Source organism: Desertivibrio insolitus (assembly GCF_017355965.1).
In the GTDB taxonomy this organism is placed as follows: Bacteria; Actinomycetota; Actinomycetes; order Actinomycetales; family Microbacteriaceae; genus JAFIQW01.
Genome location: NZ_JAFIQW010000003.1, coordinates 531839 through 555764, shown reverse-complemented (window position 1 = coordinate 555764; position 23926 = coordinate 531839). Strand labels below are relative to the sequence as shown.

27 protein-coding genes are annotated in these 23926 nt (G+C 71.9%); 14 read left to right on the top strand and 13 right to left on the bottom strand.

Translation table 11 applies throughout. The annotated features are described in order from the left end of the window. From JUB10_RS09510 to JUB10_RS09475, 8 genes are all read left to right on the top strand, one after another. Window positions 1-129: aldehyde dehydrogenase family protein (locus JUB10_RS09510; protein WP_207456103.1), on the top strand; the 129-nt coding region annotated here is incomplete at its 5' end. A gap of 100 nt (window positions 130-229) precedes the next feature. Further along, window positions 230-835: a helix-turn-helix domain-containing protein gene (locus JUB10_RS09505; RefSeq protein WP_207455935.1), complete on the top strand. Its 606-nt coding sequence runs from the start codon at window positions 230-232 to the stop codon at window positions 833-835. Next, entirely contained in the window at window positions 828-1550 is a 723-nt protein-coding gene (locus JUB10_RS09500; protein ID WP_207455925.1) for a B3/B4 domain-containing protein, read from the top strand. Before JUB10_RS09505 ends, JUB10_RS09500 begins: the two co-directional genes overlap by 8 nt. Before the next feature lie 23 nt (window positions 1551-1573). Next, window positions 1574-2437: an EamA family transporter gene (locus JUB10_RS09495; protein WP_207456102.1), complete on the top strand. Its 864-nt coding sequence runs from the start codon at window positions 1574-1576 to the stop codon at window positions 2435-2437. Between the two features lie 95 nt (window positions 2438-2532). Next, window positions 2533-2973: an iron chaperone gene (locus JUB10_RS09490; RefSeq protein WP_207455923.1), complete on the top strand. Its 441-nt coding sequence runs from the start codon at window positions 2533-2535 to the stop codon at window positions 2971-2973. 77 nt (window positions 2974-3050) lie between these two features. Further along, window positions 3051-4985 carry a glycosyltransferase family 2 protein gene (locus JUB10_RS09485; protein WP_207455921.1) on the top strand — a complete coding sequence of 645 codons (1935 nt, stop codon included), beginning with the start codon at window positions 3051-3053 and terminating at the stop codon, window positions 4983-4985. Further along, window positions 4957-6150 carry a hypothetical protein gene (locus JUB10_RS09480; RefSeq protein WP_207455913.1) on the top strand — a complete coding sequence of 398 codons (1194 nt, stop codon included), beginning with the start codon at window positions 4957-4959 and terminating at the stop codon, window positions 6148-6150. Before JUB10_RS09485 ends, JUB10_RS09480 begins: the two co-directional genes overlap by 29 nt. A 38-nt stretch (window positions 6151-6188) precedes the next feature. Continuing rightward, a complete protein-coding gene (locus JUB10_RS09475; RefSeq protein ID WP_207455911.1) occupies window positions 6189-7016 on the top strand; it encodes a TSUP family transporter in 828 nt (275 codons plus the stop codon). A gap of 112 nt (window positions 7017-7128) precedes the next feature. Here JUB10_RS09475 and JUB10_RS09470 read toward each other — a convergent pair whose 3' ends face one another. From JUB10_RS09470 to JUB10_RS09460, 3 genes are all read right to left on the bottom strand, one after another. Then, complete coding sequence (locus JUB10_RS09470) at window positions 7129-7542, bottom strand: hypothetical protein (protein WP_207455904.1); 414 nt, start codon at window positions 7540-7542, stop codon at window positions 7129-7131. 87 nt (window positions 7543-7629) lie between these two features. After that, window positions 7630-8520 (bottom strand): dihydrodipicolinate synthase family protein, encoded by an 891-nt coding sequence (locus JUB10_RS09465; protein ID WP_207455902.1) that lies wholly within the window; start codon window positions 8518-8520, stop codon window positions 7630-7632. Between the two features lie 60 nt (window positions 8521-8580). Further along, a complete protein-coding gene (locus JUB10_RS09460) occupies window positions 8581-9039 on the bottom strand; it encodes a VOC family protein (RefSeq protein ID WP_207455900.1) in 459 nt (152 codons plus the stop codon). Between the two features lie 97 nt (window positions 9040-9136). On the opposite strand from JUB10_RS09460, the gene JUB10_RS09455 reads away from it, so the two are divergent. Next, window positions 9137-10093 carry a helix-turn-helix transcriptional regulator gene (locus JUB10_RS09455; protein ID WP_207455898.1) on the top strand — a complete coding sequence of 319 codons (957 nt, stop codon included), beginning with the start codon at window positions 9137-9139 and terminating at the stop codon, window positions 10091-10093. Here JUB10_RS09455 and JUB10_RS09450 read toward each other — a convergent pair. Continuing rightward, window positions 10076-11032: an SDR family oxidoreductase gene (locus JUB10_RS09450; RefSeq protein ID WP_207455896.1), complete on the bottom strand. Its 957-nt coding sequence runs from the start codon at window positions 11030-11032 to the stop codon at window positions 10076-10078. The genes JUB10_RS09455 and JUB10_RS09450 overlap by 18 nt on opposite strands. Before the next feature lie 172 nt (window positions 11033-11204). Between JUB10_RS09450 and JUB10_RS09445 the strand changes: the two genes are divergently transcribed. Further along, window positions 11205-12053: a helix-turn-helix transcriptional regulator gene (locus tag JUB10_RS09445; protein WP_207455894.1), complete on the top strand. Its 849-nt coding sequence runs from the start codon at window positions 11205-11207 to the stop codon at window positions 12051-12053. Window positions 12054-12074: 21 nt separating this feature from the next. Here the strand turns inward: JUB10_RS09445 and JUB10_RS09440 are convergent, their stop codons facing one another. Both JUB10_RS09440 and JUB10_RS09435 read right to left on the bottom strand, forming a co-directional pair. Continuing rightward, a complete protein-coding gene (locus tag JUB10_RS09440; RefSeq protein WP_207455892.1) occupies window positions 12075-12542 on the bottom strand; it encodes a MarR family winged helix-turn-helix transcriptional regulator in 468 nt (155 codons plus the stop codon). 57 nt (window positions 12543-12599) lie between these two features. Further along, on the bottom strand, window positions 12600-13199 hold the full coding sequence (locus tag JUB10_RS09435; RefSeq protein WP_207455881.1) for an HD domain-containing protein: 600 nt from the start codon (window positions 13197-13199) through the stop codon (window positions 12600-12602). Window positions 13200-13286: 87 nt separating this feature from the next. Here JUB10_RS09435 and JUB10_RS09430 point away from each other — a divergent pair, with 87 nt between their 5' ends. From JUB10_RS09430 to JUB10_RS09420, 3 genes are read left to right on the top strand one after another with little or no spacing between them, the layout of a single operon-like run. After that, a complete protein-coding gene (locus JUB10_RS09430) occupies window positions 13287-13625 on the top strand; it encodes a cupin domain-containing protein (RefSeq protein WP_207455879.1) in 339 nt (112 codons plus the stop codon). Further along, window positions 13622-13978, top strand: a complete 357-nt coding sequence (locus JUB10_RS09425) for a TraR/DksA family transcriptional regulator (protein ID WP_207455874.1) — start codon at window positions 13622-13624, stop codon at window positions 13976-13978. The genes JUB10_RS09430 and JUB10_RS09425 overlap by 4 nt, the downstream gene beginning before the upstream one ends. 43 nt (window positions 13979-14021) lie before the next feature. Next, complete coding sequence (locus tag JUB10_RS09420) at window positions 14022-15044, top strand: AAA family ATPase (protein WP_207455873.1); 1023 nt, start codon at window positions 14022-14024, stop codon at window positions 15042-15044. Between the two features lie 22 nt (window positions 15045-15066). On the opposite strand, the gene JUB10_RS09415 is transcribed toward JUB10_RS09420, so the two are convergent. From JUB10_RS09415 to JUB10_RS09405, 3 genes are read right to left on the bottom strand one after another with little or no spacing between them, the layout of a single operon-like run. Continuing rightward, on the bottom strand, window positions 15067-15855 hold the full coding sequence (locus JUB10_RS09415; protein ID WP_207455867.1) for a MerR family transcriptional regulator: 789 nt from the start codon (window positions 15853-15855) through the stop codon (window positions 15067-15069). Between the two features lie 43 nt (window positions 15856-15898). Next, entirely contained in the window at window positions 15899-16666 is a 768-nt protein-coding gene (locus JUB10_RS09410; protein ID WP_207455865.1) for an ABC transporter permease, read from the bottom strand. A gap of 10 nt (window positions 16667-16676) precedes the next feature. Continuing rightward, the gene (locus JUB10_RS09405) at window positions 16677-17465 is read right to left on the bottom strand and encodes an ABC transporter ATP-binding protein (protein WP_207455863.1); all 789 of its coding nucleotides are present in this window, start codon (window positions 17463-17465) and stop codon (window positions 16677-16679) included. Between the two features lie 96 nt (window positions 17466-17561). Between JUB10_RS09405 and JUB10_RS09400 the strand changes: the two genes are divergently transcribed. Beyond that, complete coding sequence (locus JUB10_RS09400; RefSeq protein ID WP_207455859.1) at window positions 17562-17867, top strand: hypothetical protein; 306 nt, start codon at window positions 17562-17564, stop codon at window positions 17865-17867. Window positions 17868-17930: 63 nt separating this feature from the next. On the opposite strand, the gene JUB10_RS09395 is transcribed toward JUB10_RS09400, so the two are convergent. From JUB10_RS09395 to kdpB, 4 genes are read right to left on the bottom strand one after another with little or no spacing between them, the layout of a single operon-like run. After that, complete coding sequence (locus JUB10_RS09395) at window positions 17931-18626, bottom strand: response regulator transcription factor (RefSeq protein ID WP_207455858.1); 696 nt, start codon at window positions 18624-18626, stop codon at window positions 17931-17933. Then, on the bottom strand, window positions 18623-21136 hold the full coding sequence (locus tag JUB10_RS09390) for a DUF4118 domain-containing protein (RefSeq protein WP_207455857.1): 2514 nt from the start codon (window positions 21134-21136) through the stop codon (window positions 18623-18625). The genes JUB10_RS09395 and JUB10_RS09390 overlap by 4 nt, the downstream gene beginning before the upstream one ends. 2 nt (window positions 21137-21138) lie before the next feature. Next, a complete protein-coding gene (gene kdpC / locus JUB10_RS09385) occupies window positions 21139-21738 on the bottom strand; it encodes a potassium-transporting ATPase subunit KdpC (RefSeq protein ID WP_207455856.1) in 600 nt (199 codons plus the stop codon). Window positions 21739-21764: 26 nt separating this feature from the next. Beyond that, window positions 21765-23921 carry a potassium-transporting ATPase subunit KdpB gene (kdpB, locus tag JUB10_RS09380; protein WP_207455854.1) on the bottom strand — a complete coding sequence of 719 codons (2157 nt, stop codon included), beginning with the start codon at window positions 23919-23921 and terminating at the stop codon, window positions 21765-21767. Window positions 23922-23926 lie beyond the last annotated feature (5 nt).

Here is a 23926-nt window from a genome sequence, read left to right as displayed (position 1 = left end):
AACCTCGTCCTCGGCGACGCCCCCGACCTCCCCTTCGGCGGCACCAAACGCTCCGGCTTCGGCCGCGAACTCGGCCGATCCGCCGTCGAAGAATTCGTCAACCGCAAGCTGATCCGCGTCGCGGGCTAGCCGCGAGACGGATGCCACGGGCGGCCACCCTCCGGGGTGAGCCGCCCGTCGCACGATAGGGGCGACGGCGGCTGCACTTTCAGTGCATTACGCTGCACTCATGGATACGAGCACGAGCGCCCTGGCATCCGCCATCGGCGAGCGCGTCCGGCAGGAGCGCCAGGCTCGCCGCTGGACGTTCGACCGACTCGCCGAGGCATCCGGGCTCAGCCGGCGCTCCCTGATCAAGATCGAGCAGGGCGACGCGAACCCGAGCGTCGGCAGCCTGCTGCGGATCAGCGCGGCGCTCGGCATCGCGCTGCCCGCCCTCGTCGAGCCGCCGTCGACGGCGGCGGTGCGGATGACCAGGGCGGGCGACGGCGCCGTGCTCTGGAGCGGGGACGCGGGCGGCCGCGGCGTGCTCGTCGCGAGCACCGAGCCGCCGGAGCTCGTCGAGCTGTGGGACTGGACGCTGCAGCCCGGCGACCGGCGCACGAGCGAGGCGCACTCGCCCCGCACCCGAGAGCTGCTGCAGGTGCAGGAGGGCACGATCACGGTCGAGGCCGGCGGCGAGACACTCGTGCTCGGCGCGGGTGACGCCGCCGCGTTCCCGGGCGACGCCCCGCACTCCTACGCCAACGAGAGCGCCGCCCCCGCGCGCTTCACCCTCACGGTGTTCGAGCCCGGCGTCGGACCGGGCACCCACTCGGAGGCGACGGATGACTGACGCGGCGACCCTGCAGCACGTGCTCGACGCCGCCGTGGTGCAGCCCGCGGTGTTCGAGCTGCGACCCGACTACCGAGCGGGGCTGCTCGCCGTGGCCGGGATCGAGCCCGGCGCGAGCGACGCGGCGAGCGAGGCGCTGCTGCAGCGCGCAGAGAGCGCCGCTCGGGACGCCCTGCACGAGACATCCGTCGACGAACTGCCGCACGTCGCCGCCTGGCGGGAGGCGTACCGCGCGTTCGGGGCGAAGCCGCAGCGCACCCGCAACAGCGTCGAGGCGCTGCTGCGCCGAGCCGCGACCGGGCTCCCCCGCGTCAACCGGCTCACCGACACCTACAACGCGATCTCGGTGCTGCACGCGATCCCGCTCGGCGGCGAGGATCTGACGCGGTACGAGGGCGCGCCCCGGCTCGTCCGCGCGACGGGCGACGAGCCCTTCGACACGGTCGCGGGCGGCGAGCCGGTGATCGAGCATCCGGAACCCGGCGAGGTCGTGTGGTGCGACGACGCCGGCGTGACCTGCCGCCGCTGGAACTGGCGGCAGGGCCGGCGCACGCAGTTGCGCGACGACACGACGACTGCGCTCTTCATCCTCGATGCGCTCGCCCCGCTCACCGACGACGAGCTCGAGCGGGCGACCGACGAACTCACGGAGCAGCTCGCCCGCCTCGGGCCCGACGTCGCGATCGCGCGGCGCGTTCTCGCGGGCACGCCGTGACGCCCCTGCGACTGCCGGCGGGCATGCCGCCCTGGCTGCTCGCCGTCGCCGCGATGGCGTCGGTGCAGCTCGGCTCGGCACTCTCGGTGGGGCTGATCGGCGAGGTCGGCACGGCCGGCACCGCCTGGCTGAGACTCAGCATGGGCGCGGTGATCTTCCTCCTGATCGCCCGCCCGCCGCTGCGCTCGGTGCGCCGCGCCGACGTGCCCGCCCTCGTCGGCCTCGGCGTCACGACCGGGCTCGTCACGGTCGGTTTCCTCTCCGCGCTCGAGCGCATTCCGCTCGGCACCGCGGTGGCGATCGAGTTCCTCGGCCCGCTCTCCGTCGCCGCCATCCGCAGCGGCAACCGGCGCGCACTCGTCTGGCCGGCGCTCGCGCTCGTCGGCGTCGTGCTCCTCACGGAGCCGTGGCACGGCGAGGTCGACCTGCTCGGCATCGCGTTCGCCGCCCTCGCCGCGGTCGGCTGGGGCGTCTACATCGTGCTGACCCAGCACGTCGGCGACCGCTTCAGCGGCATCGGCGCGCTCTCGCTGACCATTCCCGTCGCGGCGGCGACCGCGGCGATCGTGGGCATTCCGCAGGCGATCGGGCACCTCGACCTCGGCGTGCTTGTGACGGCGGCGGGCCTCGCGGTGCTGCTGCCCGTGCTGCCGTTCGCGCTCGAGATGCTCGCGCTCCGCCGGATGACGCCGACGGCGTTCGGCACACTCATGGCACTGGAGCCCGCGATGGGACTCGTGCTCGGGCTGATCGTGCTGCACCAGCGGCCGTCGGTCGTGCAGCTCGCGGGCATCCTGCTCGTCGTGCTCGCCGGCGCGGCCGCGCAACGCGGCGGACGCCGGGCGCTGCCCGAGGAGCAGGTGCTCGCGGCCGAGCACCCCGGCTGACGCGCCGCCGCATCGAGCAGATTCGGAGAAGCGCCCGAAGCCCGCGCATCCATAGCATCGAGCCACCAGCCGAAGACGAGCGAAGGGGCAACGGAATGACCGAGACCGGCACCGGAGGGTTCACCGACGTCGAGCGCGCCGCGATCAAGGAGCGCGCCGCGGAGCTGCGGGCGGAGAAGGGCGGCAAGAAGGCGGCCGCGGCGCTCGAGGACCTGCTCGAGAAGATCGCCGAGATGCCCGACGACCAGCGCGTGATCGCCGAGCGCATCCACGCGATCGTCACCGAGGTCGCCCCGCAGCTCGCGCCCAAGACCTGGTACGGGCAGCCCGCGTGGGCGAATGCCGACGGCAAGGTCGTCGTGTTCTTCCAGGCCGCCGCCAAGTTCGGCACGCGCTACTCGACGCTCGGCTTCCAGGAGGAGGCGAACCTCGAGGAGGGCACGATGTGGCCGACGAGCTGGGCGATCACGAGCCTCGGTGCGCGCGAGGAGCAGCAGATCGCCGATCTCGTTCGGCGGGCTGCCTCAGCCGACTGATCCTCATTTAGGGGGACATGGCTGTACCCCGTACTGGGACTGGGCCCGAGGCATCCACCGGTCGGAAGATCGGGACGATGATTCCCACCGCTGTCGGCACACTCCCTCAGGAGTCGGCTCCCACGACCGAGGAGCCGAGCGCCGCGTTCCTCCCGATCGCCGAGCCTCTGCTCGAGGAGTCGGCCTCGTACGCCGAGCTGCTGCTCATCTCCGGCCTGATCACGCCCGAGCAGCTGCAAATGGCGCGTGCGGTGAAGGAGCGCACCGGGTCGCACATCGACGAGATCCTCGTCAGCCTCGGCATGGTCGACCCGTCCGAGCTGCTGGGGGTCATGGGCCTCGCCTGGGACCTCGAACCGATCGACCTGCAGGAGGCGTCGCTCGACAGCGAGCTGATCCGTCGCATCCGGGGCCAGCGCTACCTCGAGGAGAGCTGGATGCCCGTCGGCTACACGCCGAACGGGGCCGTGCTCGTCGCCACGGCGCGGGAGCCCCTGCCCGAACGCGAGGCGGCGATCAGCGGGGCGCTGCAGGCTCCGGTGGAGTTCGCCGTCGCGACGTCGTGGGAGATCAAGACGGCGGTCTCGCGCGTCTACGGCGGCGAGATCGCGGATGACGCGGCGAACGAGCTGTTCCGCCAGAACCCGCGCATCTCCGCGCGCACCACCTTCTCCCGCAGCCAGAAGGCGGGCCTCCTCCTCGGCACCTTCCTCGCCCTCGTGCTGCTCGTGGTCTGGCCCGTGCCCACGGTGATCGGACTGCTCACCCTGGCGAGCCTCGTGTTCCTCGCCGGCACCCTGTTCAAGTTCCTCGTCGCGATGACGGGCGCCCGCTTCGACGTCGTCGAGCGGATCTCGCGGCGCGACATCGACGCGCTCGACGAACGCGAGCTGCCGATGTACACGGTGCTCGTGCCCGTGTTCCGCGAGGCCAACATCGTCGCGCAGCTCGTCGGCAACCTCGGCGCTATCGACTGGCCCGCCGAGAAGCTCGAGGTGCTGATCCTCATCGAGGAGGAGGACCACGAGACCCGCGAGGCCATCGAGGGCGCGAACCCGCCGCCGAACTTCCACGTCGTGACGATTCCGAAGGGCAGTCCGCAGACGAAGCCGCGCGCATGCAACGTCGGCCTGTACTTCTCCTCCGGCGAGTACCTCGTCATTTACGACGCCGAGGACACCCCCGACCCCGACCAGCTGAAGAAGGCGTACATCGCGTTCCAGCGCTCGGGCGAGAAGACGATCTGCGTGCAGGCGGCGCTCAACTACTTCAACGCCACCGAGAACCCGCTCACGCGGATGTTCACGCTCGAGTACAGCTACTGGTTCGACTACATGCTCGCCGGGCTCGACGTGCTCGACCTCCCGATCCCGCTCGGCGGCACCTCCAACCACTTCCGCACGGACGCCCTCGTCGAGCTCGGCGGCTGGGACCCGTACAACGTCACGGAGGACGCCGACCTCGGCATCCGCGCGAGTGCCCTCGGCTACCGCGTCGGCGTCATCGACTCGACGACGATGGAGGAGGCGAACACCTCCATCCCCAACTTCATCCGCCAGCGCAGCCGGTGGATCAAGGGCTACATGCAGACCTCGCTCGTGCATGCCAGGGCGCCGCTGCAGCTGATCCGCGAGATCGGGGTCAAGCGGTTCGCCGCGTTCGCGCTGCTGATCGCCGGCACACCGCTGACCTTCCTCGGCGTCATCCCGTTCTACGTCGTGACGGCGGTGACCCTGTTCATCCCGGCCGGCCTGCTGGCGCCGTTCTTCCCGGTCTGGCTGCTCTGGATCTGCCTCTTCAACTTCTGCATCGGCAACGGGGTCATGGTCTACCTGTCGATGATGGGCCCCTACAAGCGCGGCTCGTTCAACCTCGTGCTCTGGTCACTGCTCAACCCCGTCTACTGGGTGCTGCACTCGATCGCCTCGTACAAGGGGCTGTGGCAGCTGATCACGAAGCCGCACTACTGGGAGAAGACCGAGCATGGCCTCACCACTCATGTCAGCGGCTGAGCTCGCGCCGGGGTTCGGCGCACCCACCCGTCGACAGGTCGTCGAGGAGCGCGCGAGGATCGCCGCCTTCCCGGGCACCGCGCTCGGCCGCATCGCCCTCTGGTTCGCGCTCGCGGCCCCGGTCTTCGCGATCGCGATGCTCTCCTCCCCCGCCACCACCGGCACCGTGAACGCCGCGCTGCTCGAGCGCGTCGCCCAGATCCCGCTCGACCGGGCGGATGTCTCGTGGCTCGGCCTCCTCTATCCGCCGCTCACCACGCTGGTCGCCGCGGCGGTCGCGCCCGGCGGGCCGGTCGCGCTCGCGCTCATCGGCGCGTTCGCCGCCGGCATCGTGCTCACCGAGCTCGTGCAGTTGCTGAAGCAGCGCCGGATGCCGCTGCCGCTCATCGTCGTGCAGCTCGCCGCCCTTGCCGCGAATCCACTGTTCTTCTACAACGCCACGACGAACCTCGAAGGCTTCCTCGGCACCGCATTCTTCGGGCTCGCGCTCGCCCACCTGCACCGCTTCGTGGTCTGGCGCAACACCCAGTCCGGCTTCCGCGCCGGGATGCTGCTGCTGCTCGCCACGCTCTCGTCGCCGCTCGGCGTCGTCTACGCGGTGCTCGCCGCCGCGATGTCGACGTTCCTCGAGCTCGCTCGCCGCGGCGAGCGCGGGGTGCGCTTCGCCAACGCGCTCATCGTGATCTTCCCCACCGCGTCGGTGCTGGGGGCGGTCGGGCTGCTCTCGATCGTGTTCCTGGGCGACCCGTTCGCGTGGGTGCACGTGGTCGATCTCGAGGGCGCGGGGGCGAGAGGGCAAGCCCTGCTCGGCCTCTCGGGGAGCCCCACGGGCTGGCTGCTCGCGGCATCCCTCGCCTGCTCGCTGCTCGCCGCCGTGGTCGGGCGTCAGCCCCGCGCGATCGGCGCCGCCGTGCTGCTCTTCGCCGGCGTGCTCAGCGGGTTCGTCGTCGGGGTCCTGCCCATTGAGGCCGCCGGAACGACGTTCCTCGTGATGACGCTCGCGGCGATCGTGCTGCAGCCGGCCGCGCGCCGACCCGCGACGGCCGTCCCCCTGGTCGCCGTCGCGGCGCTGCAGGGAGCGGTCGCCTGGCTCACCGCGGCCGACCGCGGGCTCACCGCCGAGTGGTTGCGCGGCATCGCGGAGACGGTCGCCGCACTGCTCTGACCGCGGCGGCGCCTTCCCGGTCGGGGATGATTGAGGCGATGGATGTCTCCGCCGTGCTGCCCGACGGGCTCGTGCCCGACGGCCTCCGGCTGGAACTGCTCGTCCTGCTGATCCTCGCCGCGGCCGCGGCCGGATGGGTCGACGCGGTCGTCGGCGGCGGCGGGCTGCTGCAGCTGCCCGCGCTGCTGCTCGTGCCCGGGATCACGCCCGTGCAGGCCCTCGCGACCAACAAGCTCGCCTCGATCTTCGGCACCGGGGCGAGCAGCCTCACCTACTACGCCCGGGCCAAGCCCGACCTGCGCACGGCGATCCCGATCGCGGTCGTCGCCCTCGTCGGCAGCTTCGCCGGGGCGTCCATCGCGGCGACGATCCCCGCGGCGGCGTTCAAGCCGATCATCGTCGTGGCCCTCGTCGCGGTCGCCGCCGTCACCCTCGCCCGGCCGACGCTCGGCGCGGAACTCGCGCTGCGGCATCAGGGCGCCAAGCACTACGGCACCGCCGTCGCGATCGGCGCCCTGCTCGGCGTCTACGACGGCGTGCTCGGCCCCGGCACCGGCACCTTCCTCGTCATCGCGCTCGTGACGGCGCTCGGCTACGACTTCCTGCAGGCCAGCGCGAAGGCGAAGATCGTGAACTTCGCCACCAACCTCGGCGCACTGCTCTTCTTCATCCCGCACGGCTCGGTGTTCTGGGGGCTCGGCCTCATCCTCGCCGCCGCCAACGTGCTCGGCAGCCGCATCGGCGCGGGCATGGCCGTGGAACGCGGCAGCCGATTCATCCGGATCGCGTTCCTCGTCGTGGTGTTCGCGCTCATCCTCAAGCTCGGGGCGGATGTCTGGGGCGAGAACGTGCAGCCGCTGCTGTAGGCCGCGGTGCGTGCCCCCTCGCTGACCACGAGCTGCGCAGCTCTTGCCGGGGTGCGCAGCTCTCACTGCGCATTCCGGTGACAAGTGCGCAGGGTGACCGCTGCGGCCCGGGTCAGGCGGGTTCGACCCCGTCGAGCGGAGTGAGCGTTCGCCAGACGTCGCCCTCGGGCACCAGGTAGAGGCGCAGGGGCGGCTCGAGTCGCTCGAAGGGGTCGCCCTCCGGGTACCGCTCGGGCCCGCAGCCGTCGGCGGTCGCGACCACCCTGATGGTCTCCCCCACCTCGAGGTCACCCTTCTCAACGGAACGGATGACGACGTCGTACGCGTCGGCGTTGGCGTCGCCGATCCGGGCGAGCCCGGCATCCATCACCTGATCGACGATCACGATCGCCTGTGCGTCACGGCGCAGGTCTGGCTCGCCCGAGTAGTCCGCCCAGCTCATGCAGGCAGCGGAGGTCGCGCCGGCGCAGCCGGGAGCAGCGAGAGTGGCAGCTGCTACGGCGAGGGCGGCGATGTAGCGGGTCATCGGCTTCCAAAGATGGGCGGCTGCTCGTCATCCTGGACCGCTGTCCGCGAAGTGGCAAGGGGGTGGCGGCACCCCCTTGCCGACGCGTCAGCTCAGGCGCAATTCGTCGACGGTCGAGCGCACCGTCGAGCGGGCTCGGGCGTCGAGGCCGCGGATGGGCCGAGGGAGGCAGTTCTGCGTCACGAGCCCCAGCTGCTCGGCGATCGCGGCGGTCACCCGCAGGCTGCCGTGCTCGCGGAAGAGGTCCCACAGGGGCTGGAGTCGCGCCGACGCGGCACGGGCGGCATCCGCGTCTCCTGCGATCGCCGGATCGGCGATGGTGCGGGCGGCGTGCGGGAGGGTGCCGGCGATGACCGAGTACCAGGCGTCGCAGCCGGCGGAGAGCCCGGTCGCGGCCATCGCGTCGCCGGAGACGCCGATCGTGACGGTCGAGGGCACGACGGCGCGGATCGTCGCGATGCGCTCAGCGGCGGCATCCGGATCGGCAGGGACGCCGGGGATCTTGATGGACGCGACGTTCGGCAGCGCGGCGATGGCCGCGTAGAGCTGATCGCTGAACTGGAAGTGCGTGGTGCCGGGGTTGTCGTACACGACGAGCGGCACCGACAGCCCCGCCGTGACGTCCTCGTACAGCCCGAACACGTCGTCGTCGGTGAGCCGCTGATAGGAGACGGGCGCGAGCAGCACCGCGCTCGCACCCGCCTCCTGCGCGTCGTCGGCGAGCGCCTGCACGTGTGCGGTGCGCGTCGCCCCGATGCCGACGACGACCGGCACCTCCCCCGCGTGCGTCACCGCGAGTTGTGCGACGCGCCGCCGTTCTGTGCGGTCGAGGTAGGCGTATGACCCGGTCGACCCGAGCGCGCCGATCGAGTCGACCCCGGCGTTCACGAGATCCTCGATGAGCGACGCGAACGCGTGCTCGTCGAGCTCGTCGTCGCGCAGCGGGGTGAGAGGGAACGCGCTGAGTCCGGTGAGCATGAGGCCGATGCTAGGGCGACCCGGCGGCGGACTCGGGGTCGAGCCCGCCGCCGCGTCGCATCAGCCCGCGAAGGGCGCCTCGACGTCGAGCACCCACGTCACGCCGAAGCGGTCGGTCAGCATGCCGAACCCCGGGGTCCACGCCGAGGCGGCGAGAGGCTCGAGCACGGACGCGCCATCGGCGAGCTTCTGCCAGTACCCCTCGACCTCGTCGAGCGAGGTCGCGCGCACCGACACGAAGAAGCGATCGTCGGTGACGGTCGTGCCGTTCTCCCGGCGCGTCGTCGCACGCGGCAGCTCCGCGTCGGCGCCGGGCACGTCGTAGGCCATCACGCGGAAGCCGGCGTCGCTCTCGACCTGACCGAAGACGATGCGGTCGGCGCCGGGCGCCTCGGCGGGCATGCCGAAGTCGGCGTACGTGGCGAGCACGAGCCGCCCGCCGAAGACACGCTGGTAGAACTCGAGCGCCTGCCGTGCCGTGCCGCGGAAGTTGAGGTGGGTGGTGGTCTTGATGGTCATGCCGGTTTCCTTCGTCTCGTGCGGCGATCGCCGTCGCGGCCCAGCGTGACAGGGGTAGCGGTCAGCTTTCGTCCTCTTCTTGCCGCAGACTCGTCTCGTGCCCGGAACGACCTCACGGATGCTCGAGCTGCTTTCGCTGCTGCAACTCACCCGCGACTGGCCAGGGCAGGAGCTCGCGGACCGCCTGGGCGTCAGTCCCCGCACGGTGCGCCGGGACGTCGAGCGGCTGCGCGAGATGGGCTACCGCATCGGCGCGACGAAGGGCCCCGACGGCGGCTACCGCCTGTCGGCCGGCTCGGAGCTGCCCCCGCTCCTGTTCGACGACGAGCAGGCCGTCGCGATCGCCGTCGCTCTGCAGGCCGCGCCGTCCACCGGCGTCGACCTCGAGGAGGCGGCGGGGCGCGCGCTCGCGACCGTGCGCCAGGTGATGCCGTCGCGGCTCCGGCACCGCATCGACGGCATCCGCTTCTCCGGCTCCGTCGCGCTCGGCTCGGTGGATGCGACGGTGCTCGAAGCGGTGAGCACGGCGACGCGGGATCGACGCACGCTGCGCTTCGACTACGCCGGCGCTGCCGGTTCCCCGCGCCGGGTCGAGCCGCACGCGATCGTCGCGCGCGAGGGACGCTGGTACCTCGTCGCATGGGACCTCGAGCGCCACGACTGGCGTTCCTTCCGCCTCGACCGGATGTCACCGCGATCGCCTGTCGGGGCACCGTTCACTCCGCGGGCGCTGCCGACCGGCGACGCGGCCACGTTCCTCGCCGCGCGCTTCAAGGGCTCCGACACCGAGGACCGCTGGCCCTGCGTCGGCGAGGTGGTGCTGGGCCTGCCCGCTCGGGAGGTCGCGCCCTACCTCGGCGACGGCGACCTCGAGGAACTGCCGGACGGCTCCTGCCGCGTGCGGATCGGATCGTGGTCGTGGGCCGGCGTCCTGGCATCCGTCGCCCGCTTCGACGCTCCGTTCACGGTCGTCGGGCCCGAGCCGTTGAGGGAGGCGGCACGGGTGCTCTCCGACCGGGCCGCAGCGGCGGCGGCCTCAGTCGAGCACGGGTGACGTCGGCACGGTGACGCCGCTGAGCCGCTCGGACACCTCCCACACCCGGCGTCCCTCGGCGGCGTCGCGAAGCGCCCGGTACAGCGGCTGCTCGGCCGGACGGCCGCCGAGGTGCCCCGGGCCCGCGGGGCCGAAGAGCCGCCCGCCGGCCGGCTCTGGCGTCGTCGCGGCGAGGAGCGCCGGCAACCCGGCCGTCTCTGCCGTTCCGAGCAGGATGCCGCGGGCCGAGAGCGCCCGGATGACCCTCACCTGCGGAGTGTCGCCGGCTCGGCCGATCTCCGGGCGGGCCGAGAGCAGGCTCGTCGGTGCGACGCCCGGGTGGGAGAGGTTGCTCGTGATGCCCCAGCCCTCGGCCTTGCTGCGGCGGTCGAGCTCGAGCCCGAACAACCCGAAGGCGATCTTCGACTGCCGGTAGGCCCGCATGCCGTCGTAGCGACGCTCCCCGCCGAGGTCGTCCCAGTCGATCGAGCCCCGCGCGGCCGCGACGCTCACCTGCGAGACGACGCGGGCTCCGCCGGCGCTCAGCAGCGGGAGCAGGCGGGCGACGAGCGCGAAGTGGCCGAGGTGATTGGTGGCGAACTGCAGTTCGAAACCGTCGACCGTGGTCTGCCGGCTCGGCGGCACCATGACGCCGGCGTTGTTGATCAGCAGGTGGATCGGGGCGCCTTCCCGGAGCAGCCCGTCGGCGAGCGCCGCGACGGATGCCAGGGAGGAGAGCTCGAGGTCACGCAGTGCGAGCGAGGCGCCGGGCACGCTCTGCCGGATGCGGGCGACTGCCCGCTCCCCTTTGTCACGATTGCGGACGGGCATCACGACCTCGGCACCGGCGGCGGCGAGGCGCGCGGCTATGCCGAGCCCCATTCCGTCGCTCGCTCCGGTGACGAGGGCGCGACGTCCCGTGAGGTCCGGGAGGGTCAGTTCGATGGGATGACGGGACATTGTTGCTCCTTGGGTCGGTCGGACCTCCACCGTCGCCGAGGGCCGGAACGGCATCCAGGGCGCGCCGATCCCCGGTTGAGCGCTCCTTCCCAACGACGGGGGGACCGACGATCCGTGGCTACGCGGGCGGCTCGGAGGGTAGACAGGACCCACCTACGAGACGGGGGAAGCCGTGATCGACCGCACCGGCCTTGCCGAGTTCCTGCGCACGAGGCGCGAGTCCCTGCAGCCAGAGGACGTCGGCCTACCGCGAGGGCAGCGTCGTCGCACCTCCGGCCTGCGCCGCGAAGAGGTCGCGGTTCTGAGCCACATGTCGACGGACTACTACGCCCGACTGGAGCAGGAACGTGGGCCGCAGCCCTCCGAACCGATGCTCGCGGCGATCGCGCAGGGGCTGCACCTGTCGCGCGAGGAGCGCGACCACCTCTTCCGGCTCGCCGGACACACGCCACCGGCCCGCGGGGTGACGGGCGAGCACATCGGCCCCGGCCTGCTCCGGGTGCTCGACCGGCTCGAGGACACGCCCGCCGAGATCGTCACCGAACTCGGCGAGACGCTGAAACAGACGAGCCTCGGGCGGGCCCTGACGGGCGACACCACTCGCTTCACCGGACCCGAGCGCAGCATCGGGTACCGGTGGTTCACCCTCCCCGGTGCGCGCGAGCTCTACGCCCCCGAGCAGCACGCCTTCCTGAGCCGCCTGTACACCTCCGGGCTCCGCGAGGTGCTCGCCCTGCGCGGGCCCACCTCCCGTGCCGCCGAGCTCGCCGAGCTGCTGCTCGAGCGCAGCGAGGAGTTCCGGATGCTGTGGGCGGAGCACGAGGTCGGCCTCGTTCCGCGCGAGGTGAAGCACTTCGTGCATCCGGAGGTCGGGACGCTCGAACTCAACTGCCAGCGGCTGATGGACCCCGAGCAGTCGCACTGGCTCATGGTCTACACGGCGGCGCCGGGCAGCGAGAGCGCCGAGAAACTGCGTCTGCTGTCGACGCTCGCCGAGCGGACGCCCGCGCTGCGCGCGTGAGCACCGCCATCGACGGCGCCGCTACCCGTCGCGCAGGCACTCGCGCTCGACGAGGTCGACGACGCGACCGAGGAAAGCGCGTACTGCCTGCGACTGCTCGCGGTCGAGCTCTCGGGCCGCCTCCGCGATCTGCTTCGACAGGGGGTCGATCGCGTCGAGGTCCTTCCGGCGGTCCGTCGGGGTGAGCATGATCGCGCGTCGATCGGTGGGATGCGGTGCGCGGGTGACCAGGCCCACACCCGACAGCCGGTCGAGCAGACTGGTCGTCGCCGCCGAACTGATGTCGAGCAGCTGACCGAGCTGTTTCGCGGTGAGCGGCTCGTTCCGGTCGTAGGCCCGGTAGACGAAGCGGACCGCGGCACGGTCGATCTCGCTCGGCCCGCAGATCGTCTGGCGCCGCCGGTGCAGCCGGGCCTCGGCGAGGCGGAGACGTTCCACTACGCCGGCGACGTCGGCGTCTTCACGGGCCAACTGAACGACGGTTCCCATTCGGCGAAGCTATGCAGCGAACATGAGGACGCTCACAGGCTCGTCGTCACGCGGTGGTCAGCGCTCGAACGGATGCCCGGCGATCTTCTCCCGGATGCCGCCGCTGACCAGTCGCTGCGCGGCCGAGTGCGGCTTCCGCCTGGCCTGTTCGGTGACCTCGTCGCCGAACTCCTGCGCGAGGGAGAGGCGGGGGTACGCTTCGAGCACCTCGCGCACGAACGAGGCGGGCAGGGCGTCGGGGCGCGCGCCGGAGATGTCGAGGGCCGTCGCGATCTCGAGCAGGTAGCCCTCCTCGTCCACCGCGGGGTCGACGGAGGGCCAGTTGTGCCGCACGATCACGTCGAGTGCGCGTCGGCTCCGGGCCGCGGGCCATCCGGCGCCGCTCGTCAGCGCGACCGCGACGTGGCCGGCCGCCTCCTCGTACGGCAGGGCGACGTTGTCGAACTCGGGCGCGAGTCCGAGGTCGTGCAGCACCGCCGCGACGAAGAGCAGCTCGTGGTCGATCCCCCGGCGGCCCTCGAGGGCGGCGAAGCCCTCCGCCCAGAGCCACGACCGGGTCACATGGTTGAGCAGCGCCGGTGAGTGGTAGTCGGCGGCGAGCGCGTAGGCGGCCACGGCGGCCGGGGACTCGGGCCGGGGGAAGTCGGCGATGCGCACTTGTTCTCCTTAGAGCGGGTCGCGGGTCGAGTTCACGGTAGGGACGTCAGCGGGCGCGCGGGCGCGGATCAGTGCCAACATCAGTGCATGGACGGACAACCGGTGGTGAGGCAGACGCTCGACGACCACGTGCTGGGCGACTCCGCCTCGTTCGCGCACGTCGAGGTGCGGCGCATCACGATGGCGCCCTCCGTCGCCGCCGGGGCGCACACCCACAACGGACCGGTCTTCGGCGTCGTCGAGGCCGGGTCCGCGCACCTGCAGGTGGACGGCGGCGAGACACGTTTGCTGCGAGCGGGAGAGGTCTTCTTCGAGCCGGGCGGCCAGCGCATCGACCGCTTCGACGCGACCGAGGAGGGCGTCACCTTCCTCGGGTGGTTCCCGGTGCCCGCAGGAGTGCATCCCGAGATCAGCATGGGCGGATGAGCGGCGACACCCCCGACCTCGTGGCGCTGCGGGACGCACTGCTCGCCGATCGCGACCTCACCACGGCGCGCATCGCGGCGCTGCAGCGGAACGTGGCCGCGATCGTCGAGGCGGCTTCGTTCACATCGACGGACGACGAGCACGACCCCGAAGGCGCGACCATCGCGTACGAGCGATCCCAGGCGGGCGCGCTGCTCGCGGCATCCGTGGATCATCTCGCCGACGTCGATCACGCCCTGGCCCGCATCGACGAGGGCGACTACGGACGGTGCGAGCGCTGCGGCCGCGCGATAGCGCAGGCTCGGCTGCTCGCTCGGCCTGCCGCCCGCACGTGCATCGACTGCGCTGCCTGAACCGACCCGGCGGTCTCGGAAACAGCGGGACTAGGCTGCCCGCATGGCCGCCAGGCGTGAACCGCTGAAGGACCTCCGAGAGGCTGTCGGTCACCTGACCGACCAGCTGAAGAAGCCCGGCCTCGAGCGGGTCGACGAGCTCGTCGGCGACCTCCTCCCCGCCCGGCCGGTGCCGGCCCGCCCGCTGTCGAAGATCCAGGCCGAGCTCGACGCGCTCGTCGGGCTCGAGACGGTCAAGGAGCAGGTGCGAGCGCTCGTCGCGTTCCTGCAGGTGCAGGCGCGCCGCAAGGAGCACGGTCTGCCCGAGGTCGCGACGTCGCAGCATCTGGTGTTCCTCGGCAACCCGGGCACCGGCAAGACCACGGTCGCTCGCCTGCTCGCCGAGATGTACCGGGCCGTCGGCCTGCTGAAGAAGGGCCACCTCGTCGAGGTCGACCGCTCGGGCCTGGTCGGGCAGTACGTCGGCGCGACGGCGCTGAAGACCGACCGGGTCATCCGCCGGGCCCTCGACGGCGTGCTGTTCATCGACGAGGCCTACGCGCTCGCGCCCGAGGACGGCCGCATGGATTTCGGCCCCGAGGCGATCGAGGTGCTGCTCAAGCGGATGGAGGACCACCGCCACCGCCTCGTCGTGATCGTGGCCGGCTACCCGCGGCTCATGGAGTCGTTCCTGCTCTCGAACCCGGGCCTGCGCTCGCGGTTCGCGCGCGAGATCACGTTCCCCGACTACTCCGTCGACCAGCTGCAGGCGATCTTCCACAACATCGTCGCGCAGCACGAGTACACGCTCGAACCGGATGCCGAGCAGACGCTCCGCCGCATCCTGACCGGCCTGCACGCCGGCGAGGACTCGGGCAACGCGCGCTTCGCCCGCACCCTGTTCGAGCAGTCGCTCAACCGGCAGGCACTGCGGCTGGCGGGCGACCCGGACCGGAGCCTCGACTCGCTCGACGCGGGCGACGTCACCACGCTGACCGCCGCCGACCTCGCCGAGGCAGCCCGGTCCCTCGGCGAGGCGCCCGACCCGGACCCGGGGATGTCCCGCTGGCGCCGCTGGCTCGGCTGACGAGAGCGGCGGGCGGATGCCGTCAGCGCATCACGCCGGGCGAGGGCGGCACCTTCTCGAGCCGCGTCCACCCGTCCCAGCCGCGCTCGCGCATGAGCTCGACCATCCGGATGGCGCGGGGATCCGTCTCGAGGGCGAGCAGCTCCAGCAGGTCGAAGGGCACCGTGTCCTCCTCCGCCGGGTCGATCGAGCGCTGGCCCGCCTGCCACGCCTCCTCGGCGAGCGCCGCCATGAGGTCCGCCGCCTCCGCCATCAGCGGCTCGTCGAGCTCGCTCGTGTCGAACAACTGCGAGAGCACCCGGTAGAGCCGCACGATCCGCGGGTCCTCGAGCGAGGCGAGCTTGCCGGGCATCCAGTCGCGCACCCGCTCGGGCCAACGCGCGGCCATGAGGATCCAGCCGTCGCGCTCGCCCTCGATCACCGGACCGGAGACGCCGAGCTCGCGCAGTCGCTTGAGGTAGGCGACCACCTCGGGCGGCAGCAGCAGCGCGTCGCCCGCGGCGAGCCGGGCGATCGACGTGCGGCTGCGCTCGAGCTTCGCGATCTCGTCGCGCAGCCGCCTGTCGATCCGTCCCACCGCCGCGGCGAAGGTCGCCTCGTCCGCCCTCACGAGGTCGGCGATCTCCGCGAGAGGCACGCCGGCGTCGGCGAGGGTCGCGATCTTCACGAGCGACACCACGGCGTGCGCGCCGTACCGGCGGTACCCCGACCGGTCGCGCTCCGGCTCCGGCAGCAAGCCGATCTGGTGGTAGTGCCGTACCGCGCGCACGGTGACCCCGGCGTAGGCGGCGAGTTGACTGATGGTCAGCACGGTCCGATCCTGCCCCTCTCGCACCCCGCGCGGCGAGACCCGCTCAGGAGATCTTCCGGCGATAGGTGAGCATCGCGAGCGCGAACGCCACCAGGAGGATCCCGACGCACCACGCCAGGGCGATCCACAGCTCACCGCCGACGGGCCGCCCGGCGAAGATCGCGCGGATCGAGTCGACGATCGAGGTCACCGGTTGGTGCTCGGCGAACCAGCGCACCGGCCCCGGCATCGAGTCGGTGGGCGCGAAGGCGGAGCTGATGAAGGGCAGGAAGATCAGCGGGTACGAGAACGCGCTCGCGCCCTCGACCGACCCGGCGGTGAGTCCGGGGATCACCGCGAGCCAGGTCAGCGCGAGGGTGAAGAGCGTCATGATGCCGAGCACCGCGAGCCATCCGCCGACGTCCGCTCCGGTGCGGAAGCCCATGACCAGCGCGACCCCGACGACGAGCACCAGCGACACCAGGTTGGCGATGACCGAGGTGAGCACGTGCGCCCAGAGCACCGACGCGCGGGCGATCGGCATCGACTGGAACCGCTCGAAGATCCCGCCCTGCATGTCGAGGAACAGCCGGTAGGCCGTGTACGAGATACCGGAGGCAACCGTGATGAGCAGGATGCCGGGCAGCAGGTAGCCGACGTACGACTCGGTCGCGCCGCCGGTGTCGATGGCGCCGCCGAACACGTAGACGAACAGCAGCATGATCGCGATCGGCGTGACGGCGGTCGTGATGATGGTGTCAGGGCTCCGCACGATGTGTGTGAGCGAGCGCCCGGTGAGCACGGCGGTGTCGCCGACGAGATTCGTTGCCATGGTCGTTCCTCTACTTCCGTTCCTGCGCGGCGTCGACCGCGTCGTCGGCGTGCTCGCCCGTGAGGGCGAAGAACACCTGCTCGAGGCTGGGCTGCTTCTCGACGTACTCGACGGTCGCCGCCGGCAGCAGCTGCTTGAGCTCGGCCAGCGTGCCGTCGACGATGATCCGGCCGCGGTGCAGGATCGCGATGCGGTCCGCGAGCTGCTCGGCCTCTTCGAGGTATTGCGTGGTGAGCAGTACTGTCGTGCCCTTGCCGACGAGCTGCCGTACGGTCTCCCACACCTCCTGCCGGGCCTCCGGATCGAGCCCGGTCGTGGGCTCGTCGAGGAAGATGACCGCGGGATCGCCGATGAGACTCATCGCGATGTCGAGCCGTCGGCGCATGCCGCCCGAGTACGTCGCGACCTTGCGTCCGCTCGCCTCGGTGAGCGAGAAGCGCGCGAGCAGCTCGTCGGCGACCGCGCCGGGCCCGCGGAGGTGACGCAGCCGCGCGATGAGCACGAGGTTCTCGCGCCCGGTGAGCCGCTCGTCGACGGCGGCGAACTGCCCGGTGAGACTGATCGCCTCGCGCACCTCCGCCGCCTGCGCGGCGACGTCGAGCCCCGCGACGGATGCCGATCCGGCGTCCGCCTCGAGCAGCGTCGAGAGGATCTTCACGAGGGTCGTCTTGCCGGCACCGTTCGAGCCGAGCAGTGCGAAGACGGTGCCGCGCTGGACGTCGAGGTCGACGCCCCGCAGCACGTGCAGGTCTTTGTAGGACTTCTCGATGCCCCGCACCGAGATGGTTGAAGTGGTCATGACGACGAGCGTGAAGGGCTGACGCTACGTCAGGGTCAAGCCCCGTCCCGGAAAACAGTCCGGTGCTGGCAGTACGGGGCGGGTATCGTCGCGAGCATGAGCACAGGGATTCCGGAAGCGGGCCGCATCGCCGCGCACACGCTGCTCGATGCGGTCGCGGCGCTGCAGCTGAACGCGGGCCGCCAGGAGAACGTCGACGCGCTCAACCTCGCCCTGGGCAGGCTGAGCGACGCGGGTGCCGTGCAGATGACGCAGAACGGCCAGATCGACGCCGACGACCTCGTGGGCGGCGCGCTGGTGCTCATCCACGGGCTCGTGCTCGAGCTCGCCCGTTGCCGCGGGGTCGACGTCGCCGAGGTCATGGCCGACGCCCGCGCGGTCGTCGACCGCCTGCAGGGCTGACGCCTCGGCGCTTACGCGAGGCCCGCTCGTCAGAGGGCGAGCGCCCGGTGGGCGTCCCGCGGTTCAGCGCCCCTCGGGCACGAAGCGGTATCCCATCCCCGACTCCGTCAACAGGAACCGCGGCTCGCTCGGGTTGGGTTCGAGCTTCTTGCGCAGCTGGGCGAGGTAGAGCCGCAGGTACCCGGTGTCGGTGACGTGCTCGGAGCCCCAAATCTCGACCAGCAGGTTCTGCCGGGTCACGAGCCTGCCCGCGTTGCGCACGAGGATCTCGAGCACCTGCCACTCGGTCGGAGTGAGGCGCACGGCGGCGCTGCCGCCCTCGGTGCGGCGGGTCACGCTGCGGTTCGCGAGGTCGATCGTCACGTCGCCGATCGTGACCACCGCCTGCTGCGGCTCGTGGTGCGGGCTGCGACGGGTCAGCGCCCGGATGCGGGCGAGCAGCTCGTCCATCGAGAACGGCTTCGTCACGTAGTCGTCGGCCCCGGCGTCGAGCACCTCGACCTTCTCGAAAGCGTCAGTGCGGCCCGACACGACGAGGATCGGCGCGGTCGTCCAGCCGCGCAGGGCGTGGATGACCTCGAGACCGTCGAGCTCTGGCATCCCGAGGTCGAGCAGGTAGACGTCCGGATGCTGCGCGATCGCCGCGTCGACGGCCTGCCTGCCGTTCGTCGCGGTGACAATGTCGTAACCGCGCGCCGAGAGCGTGACGCGCAGCGCGCGCACCATCTGCGGGTCGTCGTCGGCGATGAGGATCTTCACGACCACGCCCCTTCCGTCGGTCGCGTCGGGCTCGCCGCGACGGTCGGCAGCGAGACGACCATCGTCAGGCCGCCGCCGGGGGTGTCCTCCGCGGTCAGGCCGCCGCCCATCCCCTCGGCGAAGCCGCGCGCGAGCGCCAGGCCGAGGCCGAGCCCGGTCAGGTTGTCGGTGTCGCCGAGTCGCTGGAACGGCAGGAAGATCTCGTCGCGCCGCTCCTCGGCGACCCCGGGACCGTGGTCGACGACGCGGATCTCGCCGCTGCCGCCGAAACCGCTCGTCGAGACGCGCACGCGGGTGCCCGGCGGAGCGTAGCGGCGCGCGTTCTCGAGCAGGTTGACGACGACGCGCTGCACGAGCCCGGCGTCCGCGAGGAGCGGCGGCAGGTCGGCGTCGAGCTGCAGGTCGACCTCGCCGGGGCCGAGCCCGAGTTCGTCGAGCGCGGTCAGGATCACCTCGGCGGCATCCGTCGGCTGCAGGTTCACGGCGAGCACGCCCGCCTGCAGCCGGCTCACGTCGAGCAGGCTCGTCACGAGCCCGGTGAGGGTGTGCAGGCTCTCCTCGGCGGTCGCGAGCAGTTCGGCGCGATCGTCGGGCGTGAGGTCGACGTCGGCGGCGCGGAGCCCGCCGACCGCGGCGGTCGCGGCGGCGAGCGGGCGACGCAGGTCGTGGCTCACCGCCGAGAGCAGGGCGCTGCGCACCTTGTCGGCCTCGGCGAGCGGCCCCAGGCTGCGCGCGGTCTCGCTGAGGTCGGAGTGTTCCAGCGCCGAGTCGAGCTGCGCCGTGATCACCGAGAGCAGCCGCCGGTCCGACGCGTCGAGGTCGCCGCCGTGCAGCTCGAGCCGCGCGCGCGACCCGACGGGCACGACGGTGTGCCGGTCGCCGCGAGTCGGCTCGCCGTCGCGGCAGAGGGTGCGCCCGTCGTTGCCGATGAGGCGCACGCCCGCGAGGTTGAACGCCTCCCGGGTGCGGCTCACGAGCGCCTGCAGTGCGCCCTCGCCTCGGATCACGCTGCCGGCGACGGTTGCGAGCAGTTCCGACTCGGCGGCGGCGCGGCGTGCCATCCGGGAGCGCCGTGCCGCCTGATCGACGACGTAGCTCACGAGCACCGCGTTGACGAGGTAGAGCACGAGCGCGAGCAGGTGCAGCGGCTCGGAGATCGTCACGGTGTAGAAGGGCTCGACGAAGAAGAAGTCGAGGGTGAGCCCCGACAGCAGCGCGGCGAACAGCGCCGGCCAGATGCCGCCGACGAGGGCGACGATGACCACGAGCAACTGGTAGCTGAGCACGTCGCTCGTGATCGACTCGGCGCTGCGCATGCTGACGAGCAACCAGGTGACGAGAGGCCCGGCCACGAGGGCGAGGGCGAAGCCCGCGACGCGGCGGCGCAGGGTGAGCGCGCCGCCGAGGCGAGGGAGCGTGAGCCGCCCGCCGGCCGCCGAGTGCGTGACGATGTGCACGTCGATGTCGCCCGACTCGCGGATGACCGTCGCGCCGATGCCGGGACCGGTCAGCGCCGCGACGAGGCGACTGCGCCGACTGACGCCGATCACGAGCTGGCTCGCGTTGACGCTGCGGGCGAAGTCGACGAGCGCGCGCGGCACGTCCTCGCCGAAGACCTGGTGGTAGCTGCCGCCGAGCTTCTCCACGAGCGCTCGCTGCGAGGCGAGGGCTTCCGGATGCGCGGCGCGCAGGCCGTCCTGATCCGTGACGTGCACCGCGACGAGCTCGCCGCCGGCCGAGCGGGCCGCGATGCGGGCGCCGCGCCGCAGCAGCGTCTCCCCCTCCGGCCCGCCGGTGAGTGCGACGACCACGCGCTCGCGCGCCTCCCACTTGCTGTCGATGCCGTGCTCGGCGCGGTAGTTCCTCAACGCGGTGTCGACCTCGTCGGCGAGCCAGAGCAGCGCGAGCTCGCGGAGCGCCGTGAGGTTGCCGAGCCGGAAGTAGTTGGAGAGCGCCGCGTCGATGCGCTCGGCCGGATAGACGCGGCCGCCGGCCAGCCGGTCGCGCAGCGCCTGCGGGGCGAGGTCGACGACCTCGATCTGGTCGGCCGACCGCAGGAAGGCGTCGGGCACGGTCTCCCGTTGCACGACCCCGGTGATCTGCTGCACGACGTCGCCCAGCGACTCGATGTGCTGGATGTTGACGGTGGAGATGACGTCGATGCCGGCGGCGAGCAGGTCCTCGACGTCCTGCCAGCGCTTCTCGTGCCGCGAGCCGGGTGCGTTGGTGTGGGCGAGCTCGTCGACGAGGGCGAGGCCGGGTCGGCGGGCGAGCACGGCGTCGAGGTCGAGCTCGGTGAGGGTGACGCCGCGGTGCTCGACGGTCGCGCGCGGCACGACCTCGAGACCCTCCGCTACTGCGGCGGTGGCGGCGCGGCCGTGGGTCTCCACGACCGCGATGACCACGTCCTCGCCCTCGCCGGCGAGGCGCTTGCCCTCTTCGAGCATCGTGTAGGTCTTGCCGACGCCCGGAGCGGCGCCGAGCAGTACCCGCAGCCGTCCTCGTGGCATCGCTACTCGCTCATCTCGTCCAGTGCGACGTTCAGCCGCAGCACGTTGACCGTCGGCTCGCCCAGGTAGCCGAGGTCGGGCGATTGAACGTTAGCCGCAACGAGATCCTGCAGGCTGCCCGGCTCGAGGCCGCGGGCGGCGGCGATCCGCTCGACTTGCAGCTCCGCGTACTCGGGGCTGATGTGCGGGTCGAGCCCGGAGGCCGATGCGGTCACCGCATCCGCGGGGATCTCGTCCACGCCGACGCCGTTGAACTGTGCGACCTGCGCGCGGCGCTCCTCGATCGCGGCGATGAGGTCGGCGTTCTCGGGGCCGAGGTTGGAGCCGCTCGAGGCGCCGCCGTCGTAGCCGTTCCCGGCAGCGGAGGGCCGAGGTTGGAAGTACTCGGGAAGAGGACCGCCCGAGTCATCCGTGAACGACTGCCCGAGAAGCTCGGAGCCGACGGTCTCGCCGTCGACGACGACGGGGGACCCGTTCGCCTGCTCCGGGAAGGCGAGCTGCCCGGCGGCGGTGACGACGAGCGGGTAGCCGAGCCCGAGCACGACGGTCAGCACGAGCATCGCTCGGAGGGCGACGCCGGCGGTGCGGAGGTTGGTGCGCATTGTTCTGTTCCTTCCGGGAGCCGTCGTCAGAAGCCGGGGATCAGCCGGACGACGAGGTCGATGAGCCAGATGCCGACGAAGGGGGTGACGACGCCGCCGAGCCCGTAGACGAGCAGGTTGCGACTGAGGATCTTCGAGGCACCGAGCGGTCGGTACTTCACGCCGCGCAGCGCGAGCGGGATGAGCACGACGATCACGAGGGCGTTGAAGACGATGGCCGAGAGCACGGCGGATGCCGGGCTGTGCAGCCCCATGACGTTGAGCGCCGCGAGCCCGGGGAATACCCCCGCGAACATCGCCGGGATGATCGCGAAGTACTTCGCGATGTCGTTGGCGATCGAGAACGTCGTCAGCGCGCCGCGGGTGATGAGCAACTGCTTGCCGATGCGGACGATGTCGATGAGCTTGGTCGGGTCGCTGTCGAGGTCGACCATGTTGCCGGCCTCCTTCGCGGCGGAGGTGCCGGTGTTCATCGCGACGCCGACGTCGGCCTGGGCCAGGGCGGGGGCGTCGTTCGTGCCGTCGCCCGTCATGGCGACGAGATTGCCGCCGGCCTGCTCCTTCTTGATCAGCTCGAGCTTGTCCTCGGGGGTCGCCTCGGCCAGGAAGTCGTCGACGCCGGCCTCCGCCGCGATCGCCCGCGCCGTGAGCGGGTTGTCGCCCGTGATCATGACCGTGCGGATACCCATCGACCGCAGCTCGTCGAAGCGCTCGCGCAGCCCGTCCTTGACGACGTCCTTCAGGTGCACGACGCCGAGGATGCGGGCACCCTCCCCCGGCATCCTCGTCGCGACGACCAGCGGGGTACCGCCGCTCTGCGACACGCGTTCGACCTGCTGCTCGAGTTCCTCCAGCAGCGAGCTCGCGACCGGGCCGAACTGCTCCGCCCAGAGGACGACGGCGGTCGCCGCACCCTTGCGCACCTGCCCGCCGTCCGCGCGGTCGACGCCGCTCATGCGGGTCTGCGCGGTGAACGGCACGACCTCCTCGACGCCCTCGCCGGTGACGGCGACGCCTCTCGTGCTCGCCAGCTCGACGATCGACTTGCCCTCCGGCGTGGGGTCGGCGAGCGACGACAGCGCGGCGGCCGCGATCAGATCGCGCTCGGCGGCATCCGGCATCGCGACGAACTCCGCGGCGCGGCGGTTGCCGTAGGTGATGGTGCCGGTCTTGTCGAGCAGGAGCGTCGTCACGTCGCCGGCGGCCTCGACCGCACGACCCGACAGCGCGAGCACGTTGCGCTGCACGAGACGGTCCATACCCGCGATGCCGATAGCCGAGAGCAGGGCGCCGATCGTGGTGGGGATGAGGCAGACGAGCAGCGCGATGAGCACCGGCACGCTGACGGATGCCTCGACGTACGACGCGATCGGATTGAGCGTCAGCGTCACGGCGACGAACACGATCGAGAGGCTCGCGAGCAGCACGTCGAGTGCGATCTCGTTCGGCGTCTTCTGCCGTGACGCGCCCTCGACGAGACCGATCATCCGGTCGACGAAGGTCTCGCCGGGCCTCGAGGTGATGCGCACGACGATGCGGTCGGAGAGCACCCGGGTGCCTCCCGTGACCGCGCTGCGGTCGCCGCCCGACTCGCGGACGACCGGCGCGGACTCCCCCGTGATGGCCGACTCGTCGATCGAGGCGATGCCCCAGACGATGTCGCCGTCACCGGGGATCAGCTCCCCGGCGGTCACGACGACGACGTCGCCGAGCGCGAGTTCGGCCGAGGGCACCTCGCGCGCCTCCGCGCGCTCGGCTGCCGGGTCGCCGACCTCGTCGTACGCGGCGAGGCGGCGCGCGACCGTCGTGGTGCGGGTCTTCCGCAGACTGTCGGCCTGCGCCTTGCCACGGCCCTCGGCGACCGCCTCGGCGAGGGCCGCGAAGATCACGGTGAGCCAGAGCCAGATCGCGATGCCCGCCGTGAAGGTCAGCGGCAGGGTGCTGCCGCCCGAGGCATCCGCCCCGCCGAGGAACGGCTCGGCGACGGCGATCACGGTGGTCAGGGCGCCGCCGACCTCGACGATGAACATGACGGGGTTGCGCCACATCAGTCGCGGGTCGAGCTTGCGGAACGCGCCGGGCACCGCGGCGGCGAGCGCCGCGGGCGTCAGAGTCGCCGGTCGGCGCACGACGGGCGGCTGCTCGTCCTGCTGCGGGGTGGGAGGAGCGGTGAGGGTCGACATGGGAG